The sequence below is a fragment of the Phormidium tenue FACHB-1052 genome (genome assembly GCF_014696675.1).
GTDB classification, from domain to species: Bacteria; Cyanobacteriota; Cyanobacteriia; order Phormidesmidales; family Phormidesmidaceae; genus Nodosilinea; species Nodosilinea tenuis_A.
On record NZ_JACJQN010000001.1, the window covers coordinates 563,476 to 575,425 of the forward strand.

Below are 11,950 nucleotides of genomic sequence, written 5' to 3' on the forward strand. Positions count from 1 at the left end.
ACGGGGTTTGAAGGGCTGGACTAGCCACCCTCAGGCGGAGGCGCACCTTCGACGGGGGCTTCACCCTCGGCGGGAGCAGGCGGCGGGGGCGGCTCGGGCGGAACGCTGGGGTCGCCTATGGGCACGAGCACTTCGAGGGTGAAGTCGGTGAGCAGCAATCGGCTAATACCGAGCAGTTCCTCTTCGGTGGCGTCAGCTGGCGGCGGCGCAATGCTCTGCTGCATATCTTTAATAATGATCAGCGGCTCTAGGCGCTCAATGTTGCGCATAATGCTGAGCGTCTGCGGGAACAGCGCCTGCATCGATACATCGACAGTGACGCGCTCTAGTTTGCCGTTGAGTTCTGGGGCGCGGTCAGTAACTGGCTCTGGTGGGCTGGGGTTAAACCGCAGCAGCTCAGAAGAAAAGAGCTGTTTTTGTACTTGGGGAGTAGCAGCAAACTGAGTCTTGACCCGCTGAATCTGCTCTCGGGTAAGCCCTAGGGCCGCGAGTTGGGCATTGTCGAGGGTAGCGGGGTTGGCCCGCAGCACATCGGCGATCGCAGCGTTGCTGTTTTGAATCTGCTGGTTGATGTCGAGCAGCAGGGTATCGAGGGTTTGGGAACCACCCAATAGGCTGTAAACGCCCACCCGTTGCTCTAAAGCCGAATTTAGCTCAGCCTGTAGCGCAGCGCGGTCTTGAAGACTGGCCCGCTGCTGGTCAACCTGAGCCTGCTTTTCGGCGACCTGGATCTCCAGGGCATTTTTTTCCGCCACTACAGGCTTGACTAAAAAGTTGTACAGGGCAAAGGATCCGGCCAGACCCAGCACTGCCAGAGCAATACCCTGCAACTTGGGGGTGAAGTCAATACCAAAAACGTTGGGGTAAGTAGGGCCGACGTCTAAGGCCTGATTATCGTCGGCGGGAAGGAAATCACCCGATGCGGTCATTCGATCACTCCTTTTTCTCTCAGGGCTTGAAGACGGGTTACTAAACCGACCGTACCCTGGCGTTCAAGCTCATCCACCAGCTGGGAGGCTGGGGTATCAGTAATGTTGGCCCCGATGGTGTAGTCGATCAAAAAGTCAGGGTCGCCTACGGCAGTACCTGGGCAGCGGCCCTGGGTTTGGGGGTCAAGCAAGGTGGGTTGCTGCTGAGCCTGGCTAATCGCTACAGTCTCGGACTGCAACAGGGGCGATCGCTGGAGCACCAGGGCAAAATCATTGATCTCATCGTAGGAACACGCCACACCGTTAATGGAAATCCCTTCAGACGACTCCGGCACAACATTGGGATCAGTTGCTTCGGGGGTCGTCGTCGTCTCACTAAGGCTGACGATTTGAACGCGGGCTGGAGTGCGGGTACGAATATCTTGCAGCAGCGCCGACCAGGGCAAAATCTCGTTAAAAACCGTCACAAAGGCGTTAATTTCAGAGCGAACTAAGTCGATCTGCCCCTGAATACCGCTGATCTCTTGGAGCTGACTTTGCAGCTGGGCCGTCTCGGCGTCGAGCGCAGCACTGCGGGCTTGAAGCTGGTTGACCTGATTTTTCGTCACCGCCAAGTAGCCGCCCACCAGCGCTAGGAACGCTAGCGCCGCCGCCCCTCCAAAAATAAGCGGTTTGCGATCGCCTGGAGCCACTCCGCCACCCCGCGCTCGGGGCTTGGCCTCAAAGACGCGAACTTCGCGATCCTTGAGAAAGTTGATATCGAGACCGTACATAGCTACACCTCCCGCATGCCAAGACCGATTACTGTCGCCAACCCCGCCCGCTGACTCTCGGGAATATCCTCAGCCACCTCCAACGACAGCGCTGAGATCGGGTCGATTTGACTGGCGGGCAGACTCAGCCGCTGGGCCAAAAACTCGTCGAGCTGGCCAATGGAAGCCCCCGGCCCAGCCAGCAACAGCTGCGCCACCTCCATGTCTTCACCCTGGTTGAGGTAAAAGTCAATGGAGCGGCGCAGCTCGTCCGACAGCTCGCCCAGCACCCGCAGCATGGCCGTGGTGCCAGGGTTGGTGTTGCCCATCTGGGGCGCACCCACGGTATCCATCGTTTGAATGGGTACCGTCATGCCCTGGAGCAGTTCGGTGTTGCGGGAAGGAGGCAGATTCATGGCCCGGCTGAGGGCGCTTTGAATTTGGAAGGTGCCAATGGGGACGGTGCGCGAGAAGTGGGGCACCCCGTCAACCACAATGGAGATCTCGGTATTTTCAAACTCGATGTCGACGACAGCGGCGGCCTCCTGGGGCGTAAACTGCCGCAGCTGCTCCCGAATCGTGCGAATCAGGGCAAAGCTGGAGGTTTCGAGCACGTTGAGGGCTAGCCCCGCCTGCTGAAACACCTCAATGTAGGGGTCGGTGAGGTCTTTGCGCACTGCCACCAGCAGCACCTGCACCTTCTCAATGCCGTCTTCGTCAACGAAGTAGCCCAGCTTTTGGTAGTCAACATCGGCCTCCTCACGGGGGAAGGGCAGGTAGAGACTGGCCTCCTGGTTGAGCACCATTTCGCGCAGCTCGTTGTCGTCAAGCTCGGCGGGCACCGGAATAACGCGGGTAATCGCTCGCCCTGGGATAGCAGTGGTGGCCTGTTTGACCTTGAGCTTGCTCTCAGTGAGCACCGTTTGAATGGCATCGGCCATGGCGGCGGTGTCTAAAATCTGGCCTTCCTCGTAAATGCCCTCAGCCAGCTCTACCGAGGCCAGAGCTTCTAACTTAAGCGAGGTTCCCTGCTTTTTAAGGCGGGCCAAATTAACTCTCTCGGGAGTGAGCTCAATGCCAACTCCCCGAGGCTTGCGATTAAAAATGGCTTTGAGGCTATCCACGGTAGTATCCGAAAAACAGGTGGGTATATAGAAAACCTGCTCGGTTAAAGTGACAACCAAGCAGACCCAAACGAGCCCGTTTCTTCCTTCTCAAACAGCCATTTTCAGGCATTCAAGAAGAGATTCAGCGGCCCAGCAATTATCCCTAGGGGAAAAGTGCTAACGAATGGTACACAATTTAATTCAGATTTTCCACTTTTCTTTTGAAGCACTTTTTCTGGGCTGAGAGATAGCCGATGCTGTATCTCCGGCCCGCACACCCAATGGTCTCGCTGTCGCTCCTGAGGTGATGCCAAGCCCACTAGAGCTTGGTATCACCAGCGATGTTACACACAATTCTAAAAAGTGAGCACTTAATATTGAGAAACTATGGCTCTGTCGCTGTATTTCTTTACGCGCTGTTTTTCTTACCCGCCTGGAGCAACCCTGTTATGACTACGCCTCTATCGCCCTTAGCGCCCCTGGGCACCCCCTTAAACAACGATGCCCAGCGGTTGCTGCTGCTGGGGTCGGGTGAGCTGGGTCGAGAGGTAGCTCTAGAGGCCGTGCGCCTAGGGCTAGAGGTGATTGCCGTCGATCGCTACGACCAGGCCCCCGCCATGACCGTGGCCCACCGCCGCCACGTCATCGACATGCTGGATGGCGCAGCGCTCCGCAAAGTCGTCGAGCAGGAGAAACCAGGGTTGATCGTGCCGGAAGTGGAGGCGATCGCCACTGAGACCCTAGTGGCACTAGAAGCCGAAGGCTGGCGAGTCATCCCCACTGCCCGCGCCACCCAGCTGACCATGAACCGCGAGGGCATTCGGCGGCTGGCGGCAGAGGAATTAGGGCTGAAGACCTCGCCCTTTCGCTTTGCTGGCACCGAGGCGGAGTATCTAGAGGCCATAGAAGCGATCGGACTGCCCTGCGTGGTGAAGCCGATCATGAGTTCGTCGGGCAAGGGCCAGAGCACGGTGCGCCAGGAGTCCGAGGTGCTGACCGCATGGAAGTATGCGGGGGAAGCGGGTCGGGGCAAGAGCGATCGCGTCATTGTCGAAGGCTTCGTGCCCTTCGACACCGAGATTACCCTGCTGACGGTGCGGGCCAGTGACGGCACCCACTTCTGCCCCCCCATCGGCCACCGCCAGGAGGCGGGCGACTACCGCGAGTCGTGGCAGCCATGCGCCCTGCACCCCGATACTCTAGCGGCCTGCCAGGAAATGGCCAAAGCGGTCACCGATGCCCTGGGCGGCTGGGGCCTGTTTGGGGTGGAGCTATTCATTGCCGGAGAGGCGGATCAGCCTCAGACCGTGTACTTCAGTGAGATCAGCCCCCGGCCCCACGACACCGGCATGGTAACGATGGTGAGCCAGCACCAGTCAGAGTTTGAGCTACACGTGCGAGCCATCATGGGCCTGCCCATTGGCGAGATTACGCTGGTGCAGCCGGGGGCCTCGGCGGTAATTTTGGCAGGCGGAAAGAGCGATCATCCCCAATATGCTGGCCTGGACAAAGCCTTGCAGGTGCCCACCAGTAAAGTGCGGCTGTTTGGCAAGCCCACCGCTCATCCCAATCGCCGCATGGGAGTAGCCCTGACGTTGGGCGATACGATAGAAGAGGCCAAGGAGCGGGCGATCGCCTGCGCCCAGCAGGTGCAGGTAATTTTATAAACCCCCACCGCAACCGCACAAATTAAGCGAAAATGAACAACCGTGACTGGGTGCGCCCTTTTCCCACTTCGTTCTTCCTTCTTTTTTCGCCATGAGACTCCGCCCCTACGCCCGCTTTGGTCTGTTTGCCCTGTTGGGTCTGATGATGAGCTGGCTAGTGGCCTGCGGTAGCGGACAGCCCAGCGCTACCGCCCCCGCAGAGGGCGGCAGTCAAGAGGTCGAGTTTTGGACGATGCAGCTCCAGCCTGATTTTACCGACTATTTCAATGGGCTGATTGCCGACTACGAAGCGCAAAACCCCGACACCACCGTGCGCTGGGTCGATGTGCCCTGGGCCGACATGCAGAGCAAAATTCTCACCGCCGTCACCGCTGGCACCGCCCCCGATGTGGTCAACCTCAACCCCGACTTTGCCGCCCAGTTGGCCAGCCGCAACGCCTGGCTGCCGTTAGATGACAAAGTGCCCGCCGAGGCCAAGCAGGTTTATCTACCCAACATCTGGGAGGCCAACACCCTCAATGGCCAGAGCTTCGGCATTCCCTGGTATCTGACCACCAACGTCACCCTGCACAACCAGGAGTTACTGGAGGCCGCTGGGGTCGAGCCGCCCACCACCTACGCTGAGCTGGCCGAGGTGGCCCGCCAGGTGAAAGAAAAAACCGGCAAGTACGCCTACTTCACCACCTTCGTGCCCGAGGACTCCGCCGACGTGCTGCAATCCTTTGTGCAGATGGGGGTCGAGCTGGTGGATGATCAGGGCCAGGCGGCCTTCGACACCGACGCGGGCCGCGCCGTCTTCCAGTACTGGACTGACCTCTACCAGCAGGAGTTGCTGCCCCAGGAGGTGCTGACCCAGGGCCATCGCCGGGCGATCGATCTCTACCAGGCCGGAGAAGTAGCGCTGCTATCCACTGGGGCAGAATTTTTTCCCACCATTGAGGCCAACGCCCCCGACATTGCCGCCGTCACTGGCAGCGGCCCCCAAATTACCGGCGACACCGGCAAGACTAACGTCGCGGTGATGAATGTAGTGATTCCGGCGGGTACCGATGTGCCCGATGCGGCGCTAGATTTTGCCCTGTATGTCACCAACGACGCCAACCAGCTCAGCTTTGCCAAAGCCGCCAACGTGCTGCCTTCTACCACTGGGGCGCTTGAGGATGGCTACTTTGCTGCCGAGGCCACCAAGGGCGTGGAAAAGGCGCGATCGGTCAGTGCCGAGCAGATGAACCAGGCTGAGGTGCTGATCCCCGCCATGGATGGAGTTAAGGAACTGCAAGCCATCATTTACGACAACCTGCAAGCGGCGATGCTGGGCCAAAAAACCGTAGACCAAGCTGTCAGCGACGCCGCAGCTGCTTGGAACGCTCGATAGCCGGTAGGGTGCATCCGCATAGCGATGCACCACCGAGGGAGATGAACGCTTCTTGTCACAGTGAGCGGTTCATTACGGCGGAGCGCAATTTAAGCTCCGGGGATCTTAGGTAGCTGACCGCCTAATGACACCCTACGGATAATTACGACTTGAGCAACTGATCTAAAATCGCTCGGGCCGGTTGGGCGCGCTCCAGTGCCCCTTGGTAGTCGCTGTAGAGCTTCAGCAGCTTAGAGAGGCCGCTGATGCCGCCGCGCAATTCTTCTAGATCGTCGCCAGATACCAGTTCGCCGTCGAGCAGCCGCACAATTAGAGGCTTGATATCGCCCACATCTTGCCGGGCTTTTTGCAGCTTTTCGACGGTGCTCAACAAGGTCTTGAGGTCTTTGAACAGGTCGTCAATTTGGTCGTGATCGACCGCTTCAACAGCGGTGTCTTCGCCATCGTCATCGACTGGAACCGCAGTGTCTAAATCTATAGTGGCGCTGTCTGACTCTGCGATCGCGCCGTTCCGTTTTGCCTGTGCCATTGAGCCGTCTCCGTAGAAACCGTGGATGGGGAGAGTATAGTCTAGCCTGGTTCAGGAGTACTATTGACTAACTCACTGCTTTCCCTGAGTTTTACCACGTTGGCCCTGCTGAAGCGCAATAAGTTGCGCGAACAATCGACCCCTGACGGCAAAACCTGACTCAGCGCAGCAGGCCTTTACTCAAACACAATGGTTTCCTGCTGCTGGAGCTGCTTGCGCTCGCGCTTGGTGAGCTTACGGCGGCGACTGGCCTCTTCTAAACGCTGTTGTAGTCGCTCTTTTTGGTCGATTTCGGGCAGTTTGAGCACAATGCCTGCCGCCAGCCAGTAATACACATTCACCGGATCTACATCCAGCGGGTAGTAGTAGGGAAAGATGCTGATAAATAGCACAAACACCCACATAGAAGCGCCATAGCCCCGCAGGTTAGGGTCTTTGATGGAGCGGTAGGCTTTGAAGGTGGCGACGGTGAGGGAGAGGTACACCGCCAGGGTGGCCAATAGCCCCAATGGCCCAATTTCGTACATCAGCTTGGGATGGTAGGTTTCGACCAGCTCGGTTTTGCCAAAGATGCGGGCGGCGTTGGTGGCGCGGCCCACCCCTCGGCCCAAGATGCCCTCCTGCTGTTTTTGAGCCCACTGGAACTGCTGCACAATAAATTCATGGGGCGGCGAGGCACTCCAGCGGCTTTCAAAGCTGGCCCACCGTTCGTTGACCACCGCTGGGTTTTGGGCCATAAACAAGGTGAGAATGAGCGCCAGACCAATGCCGATGGGCAAAAAGCGCTTCAAGTTAGCTACTTGACCCGTGAGAATTAGCAATCCAACAATGGTGACAGGCACCAGAGCCAGGGCGATGCGCTGCCCCGAAACCACCGCCATCACTCCCACCGCCGCCAGCGACCCCAGACCTACGATGCGCCACAGGGGGCTGCGATCGCTAAACGCCGTGCCAAAGGCAAAAAATCCGCTTGAAATCAAAAACCAGCCCCACTGCCAGGGGGCATTAAACGTGCCCGGCAGGCGAATCTGGCCCTGGGCCGGGGTATACAGCAGCGACCCACCGACAAAACAGCGCGACTCCAGGGATGCTTTGAACAGGTCTTCGCCCTCGCCGATAGTGCCCTGGCAAATGCCCAGTCGCAGCATCATGTACTGAATGAAGCCCAGGCCGCAGCAGACCAAAATCAGCACCACTTGCAGGCGCAGGAGGAAGTAGACGTCTTCGCGATCGCGCAGCAAATAGTAAATGCACGGAATAATTAGCACGTAGCCGATCAGCACCTTCAGCCCGAGCACGCCGATCAAAATTGGCACCTCGCCCCCCGCCGCATCGAGCTGCTGGCCCCCATTCACCACCAGCAGGGTCAGCCCGCTCATCCCCAGCAGCGTCAGCAGCGGAATTTTGATCATTTGAGGAATAATCAGCGGCTGCCGAGTGCGGCGGCAAAACTGCATCACGCCAATCAGCGCGGGGATATAGATGGCATCTTTGGCTAACTGCAAAATGCCGCTGCCCCCCAGGGCATAGGTAACGGTGCCGCTAAAGGGTACGTAGATAATCAACCCATAGATCGCCTGGCGGGGATATTTGAAGGAGAGGGCTAGGCATGCGATCGCCACCACCGCCGCCAGCGCCAGCTTTGGTTCCCCCAGCAGCGCCAGCAAGACTCCGATCAGCCCCGCGACAAACAATGTTGCCGACAGGTATTGAATTAATTCCTTCCGCGCCTTTTGGGCCTGGCGCTTCTTAGCTCGCTCTGCTTTGCGGCTGAGGGGAGAAGCTTGATCCGCCCGATCCTTTTTGCCTTTGCGCCATTGGGGCCGAGACGTTTTTACCTGAGTCTGGGGAGTATCTACCACGGCACGATCGCATGGGGCTTGCACTGTCAGGGTAGCCTTTAGCCCAACGCTTTGAGCAGCGCTCGTCCCATCGCCACACATTCCACAACAACAAGCGGAACCCAGATTCTCCATCCGGGTTCCGCTGGCTACTTTTCTCGGGGCTTAACTGTCTAATCGAGTTCCAAACCTAGAACCTACAACTCAAACCCAAAATCCCAGACGATCGGCTCCCAGCCGTAGGCATCGCCTTGGGCGCGCACGTGACCGAGGCCGGGGAAGGGCATGTGGGGCACTAGCAGTTTGCGGCGATCGCCCGTAACCGTCTCCAGCAATTGTCTTCGCGTAGCCACGCCCTCGGTGGGATCAGTGTCAAAGGCCACTTCCCAGTCAGGATTTTCCAGGTTCAGAGGGTCGCTAAAGAACACGTCCCCGGTGGCCAGCAGGCTGTCGTCGCCGGAGGTGATCAGGTAAGAGGCTTGCCCAGGGGTGTGGCCCACCGAGGGTACCGAGACAACGCCGGGGATGATCTCGTCGCCTAGGGTGAAACGGGTGGTGCGGTCAGCGATCGCCCCCAGCCATTCCTTCGCTACGGCTACCGTAGTCGCCTGGGTATCTGCATCCGACAGCGCGTTGGGCATTTCTACCGTCGGTGCCGTCCAAAAGTCCCACTCTGGCTCAGAAATGTAGTAGCTGGCGTTGGCAAAAACCGGGTTGCCGCTGTCGTCGAGAATGCCGCCGATGTGATCGGGGTGAGCATGGGTCAAAATGACGGTGTCAATGGTGTCGGGGGCAATGCCCGCCGCTGCCAGATTGTCGGCCAGATAGCCGACGGTGGGGCCAAAGGTGTTGCCCGCCCCAGTGTCGATCAGCACCTTGTGCTCATCGGTTTCTAGATACAGCACGTTGAGATGGGCTAAGACATTGTCAGTCGGCAAAAAGTTGTCCATCAGGGCTGCCGCTGCCGCCTCAGGATCGGCATTGGGCACAAAGAACCCCACCGGGAACGTCAGCGTGCCGTCACTCACCACCCTTGCGCTGTAGTCGCCCACAGTAAAACGGTAGGTCGTGGCATTGGTAGGGATGGCCCGTTCTACGGCGGGTTCAGTCTGGGCATGGGCCGTTGTGGATGGCCAGTGCGGCCCGCCCAGCCAGAGAGAAAAGCCAAGGGTAGCTGTGGCGACGAGGGCCATCAGTCCCCACCGCTTTGAATGCTTTGCAGCAGCTAAAAAATTGGGCACGAATCGTCTCCTCAGTACAACGTCAGGCTGCTTTGGGGGAAACCAGCCCCCTCATACCTCACTCATCGTAGATCAGGAGTTTTGCCGCTGCATGGTGCTGGATTAGGATAGAACCAGCAATCGCCGCCCACCTCGCCAGGGTTAGGTAACCAGTGCCACCACTCACCACCGATCTGCTCGACCAAATTACCCAGCGTTTGGTGACTGCCCTTCAGCCAGAGCAGATCATTTTGTTTGGCTCCTATGCCTACGGCGAACCCACCGCAGACAGCGATATTGACCTACTCGTGATTGTTTCGCAGTCAGACGAACCTCGCTATCGCCGAGCGCGAGTCGCCTACAAAGCGCTGCGGGGGTTAGGCATTCCCAAAGATATTTTGGTAATGACCCGCGAAGAAGTCGAGCGCAAGAAGAACGTGGTGAGTTCCCTGGTCTGTCAAGCAATTCGCCAGGGCAAAGTTCTTTATGGCTGAGGATCAGCGTGCGGAGGTCGAGAAATGGCTGACCATCAGTAGACGAGATTTGCAATCAGCCAGAGCACTTTTTAAAGAACTGATACTTGAAAATGTTGTCTACCATTGCCAGCAGTCAGCAGAGAAAACGCTGAAGGCTTATCTTGTGAATCAAGGCGTAGTATTTCCAAAAACCCACGACCTAGACCTAGATGTTTTGCTCGATCTCTGCTGCCAATCGGATACAGGTTTCAGACGTTGGGATGATGCAGCAGATATCTTAACTCCCTACGCCACAGAGTTTCGTTATCCCTCAGACAGCCTCGAACCCGAAGAAGAAGATGCCCAACAGGCTATAGAGTTGGCCGCGTCAATTCTCGATTTTGTCATTCAAAAACTGCCCTAGAGGTCTATGTTTCAGGCGACTCGGCGGCGACTGGCGCTTTGGTATACGGCGGTGACGGCGGTGCTGCTGCTGCTGTTTGCCAGCGGTTTTTATCTCTACGTACGCACCACCCTAGTCGAGCGGGTGGATGACACCCTGAACCATGTGGTGGAAATTGTGGAGCGATCGCTCGTCATCGAACCCGACGCCGCCGGGGATCACATCTTTGCCACCGTCGATGCCAATAGCCCGCCGCTGCGCGTCAATGTGGAAGCCAGCTTTCGCGACAACGCCCGCGCCGTCGAAGACGACCACATCGACCTGGAGTGGTTTGGCCCCGATGGGCAGCTGCTGTGGTCCACCTTTGCAGACCTCCAGCCCGTGCCCCTGCACGTGAACCCGGCGGGCGAAACCGTGCGGGTGGGGCAAGAGACCTTTTTTCGCCAGATTACCGAGCGGGTGCAAGACCAGGGGCAGGTGCTAGGCTATCTGCGGGTCAGCCATCCCTGGTTTGAGGTGACGAAACCCAGTCGTCGGCTAATTGTAGATCTGGCCCTGGGCACCAGCTTAATGGTGGGGGCGGTGGCGGCGATCGGCTGGCTGCTGTCGGGCATCGCTATGGCCCCAGTGCGCGACTCGTACCAACAGCTCAAGCAGTTCACTGCCGACGCCTCCCACGAGCTGCGTAACCCGATCGCCGTGATTCAAACCAACGCCCAGGTGGCCCTGTCCGACCCCAACCCCGATGTGGAGATTCAGCAAAAGCAGTTTCAGGTGATTGAGCGCCTCACCCGGCGACTGGGGCGGCTGGTGGATGACCTGCTGTTTCTCGCCCGCCAGGAGAGCGGACTGATTGCTTTTACCCCCGCTTCGCTCAGTCTGGAGGGGCTGCTGGAAGATGTGCTGGAGGAGCAGCAGGTGATGGCTACCGAACGCCAGATCGCACTGCAAATGGCAGTAGCAGAAAACGGTTTGGGTAAAAATTCTGGCAAACAGCGGTCTAAAAACGTAGCCCTGTTGGCGGCTCCCCCCACGGCTAGCTCCACGATTTTGGGCGATCCCGGCCAGCTCACTCGGCTGTTCACCAACCTGATCAGCAATGCGGTGCAGTACACCCCCAATGGCGGCACCGTGACGGTCAAGGTCAAGCCTACCAAACACCAGGGACAGCCAGGGGTGCAGGTGACGGTGCAGGATACAGGCATTGGCATGGATAGCGAGGCGATCGCCCACGCCTTCGATCGCTTCTATCGGGCAGACCCATCGCGCCTGCGCAGTGGCGAGCAGGGCACGGGGCTGGGGCTGGCGATCGCCAAGGTGATCGTCGATGCCCACCGGGGCCACATTCACCTCGACAGCCAGCCTGGACAGGGAACCACGGTAACTGTAGTGCTACCCCAGGGCGGATTGGGCGGATAGCATGACTCCGGTCATCTACAGGCAACCCCAGCTAGCCGAGCGCTGTTTGAGCAATGCGCCTATGACCTAGACACAGTTACGGTTAATGCCGCTGAAGCTGCGGTGGGCTTTTATCAAACGGTAGGGTTTAGGGCCCAGGGCGATCGCTTCTTTAAGCATGGAATATGGGGTTAACCCATGGTCTGGGTTAACCCTGCGGTGAGTCTCTAGGAAAGTCTCGCCCTAGTTCACGCCTCTTCCCCCTTGGGGTGGAT

General features: G+C 58.4%; 12 protein-coding genes. 6 read left to right on the forward strand and 6 right to left on the reverse strand.

Annotated elements, in window-relative coordinates:
- Positions 1 to 20: 20 nt before the first annotated feature.
- From H6G07_RS02595 to pilM, 3 genes are read right to left on the reverse strand one after another with little or no spacing between them, the layout of a single operon-like run.
- Positions 21 to 929: a hypothetical protein gene (locus H6G07_RS02595; RefSeq protein ID WP_073606561.1), complete on the reverse strand. Its 909-nt coding sequence runs from the start codon at positions 927 to 929 to the stop codon at positions 21 to 23.
- Positions 926 to 1,702, reverse strand: coding sequence for a PilN domain-containing protein (locus H6G07_RS02600; protein ID WP_073606560.1), 777 nt, complete (start codon positions 1,700 to 1,702; stop codon positions 926 to 928). The genes H6G07_RS02595 and H6G07_RS02600 overlap by 4 nt, the downstream gene beginning before the upstream one ends.
- Positions 1,703 to 1,704: 2 nt before the next feature.
- Complete coding sequence (gene pilM / locus H6G07_RS02605) at positions 1,705 to 2,805, reverse strand: type IV pilus assembly protein PilM (RefSeq protein WP_073607022.1); 1,101 nt, start codon at positions 2,803 to 2,805, stop codon at positions 1,705 to 1,707.
- 431 nt (positions 2,806 to 3,236) lie between these two features.
- Here pilM and purT point away from each other — a divergent pair, with 431 nt between their 5' ends.
- Together purT and H6G07_RS02615 are read left to right on the forward strand one after the other, a co-directional pair.
- Positions 3,237 to 4,454: a formate-dependent phosphoribosylglycinamide formyltransferase gene (purT, locus tag H6G07_RS02610; RefSeq protein WP_073606559.1), complete on the forward strand. Its 1,218-nt coding sequence runs from the start codon at positions 3,237 to 3,239 to the stop codon at positions 4,452 to 4,454.
- Between the two features lie 91 nt (positions 4,455 to 4,545).
- On the forward strand, positions 4,546 to 5,829 hold the full coding sequence (locus H6G07_RS02615; RefSeq protein ID WP_073606558.1) for an ABC transporter substrate-binding protein: 1,284 nt from the start codon (positions 4,546 to 4,548) through the stop codon (positions 5,827 to 5,829).
- Positions 5,830 to 5,971: 142 nt separating this feature from the next.
- On the opposite strand, the gene H6G07_RS02620 is transcribed toward H6G07_RS02615, so the two are convergent.
- From H6G07_RS02620 to H6G07_RS02630, 3 genes are all read right to left on the reverse strand, one after another.
- Positions 5,972 to 6,358: a hypothetical protein gene (locus H6G07_RS02620; protein WP_073606557.1), complete on the reverse strand. Its 387-nt coding sequence runs from the start codon at positions 6,356 to 6,358 to the stop codon at positions 5,972 to 5,974.
- A gap of 176 nt (positions 6,359 to 6,534) precedes the next feature.
- Complete coding sequence (gene hpsL, locus H6G07_RS02625) at positions 6,535 to 8,220, reverse strand: hormogonium polysaccharide biosynthesis protein HpsL (RefSeq protein WP_073607021.1); 1,686 nt, start codon at positions 8,218 to 8,220, stop codon at positions 6,535 to 6,537.
- A gap of 176 nt (positions 8,221 to 8,396) precedes the next feature.
- A complete protein-coding gene (locus H6G07_RS02630) occupies positions 8,397 to 9,440 on the reverse strand; it encodes an MBL fold metallo-hydrolase (RefSeq protein WP_199311848.1) in 1,044 nt (347 codons plus the stop codon).
- A 152-nt stretch (positions 9,441 to 9,592) separates the two neighbouring features.
- On the opposite strand from H6G07_RS02630, the gene H6G07_RS02635 reads away from it, so the two are divergent.
- Genes H6G07_RS02635 through H6G07_RS26980 form a run of 4 tightly spaced genes read left to right on the forward strand, consistent with a single transcriptional unit; the run spans position 9,593 to position 11,870 of the window.
- On the forward strand, positions 9,593 to 9,913 hold the full coding sequence (locus H6G07_RS02635) for a nucleotidyltransferase domain-containing protein (RefSeq protein WP_073606556.1): 321 nt from the start codon (positions 9,593 to 9,595) through the stop codon (positions 9,911 to 9,913).
- On the forward strand, positions 9,906 to 10,298 hold the full coding sequence (locus H6G07_RS02640; RefSeq protein ID WP_073606555.1) for a HEPN domain-containing protein: 393 nt from the start codon (positions 9,906 to 9,908) through the stop codon (positions 10,296 to 10,298). Before H6G07_RS02635 ends, H6G07_RS02640 begins: the two co-directional genes overlap by 8 nt.
- A gap of 6 nt (positions 10,299 to 10,304) precedes the next feature.
- Positions 10,305 to 11,696 (forward strand): sensor histidine kinase, encoded by a 1,392-nt coding sequence (locus H6G07_RS02645; protein ID WP_073606554.1) that lies wholly within the window; start codon positions 10,305 to 10,307, stop codon positions 11,694 to 11,696.
- A gap of 42 nt (positions 11,697 to 11,738) precedes the next feature.
- Positions 11,739 to 11,870 carry a GNAT family N-acetyltransferase gene (locus H6G07_RS26980; RefSeq protein ID WP_199311881.1) on the forward strand — a complete coding sequence of 44 codons (132 nt, stop codon included), beginning with the start codon at positions 11,739 to 11,741 and terminating at the stop codon, positions 11,868 to 11,870.
- The last annotated feature ends 80 nt before the right edge of the window (positions 11,871 to 11,950 follow it).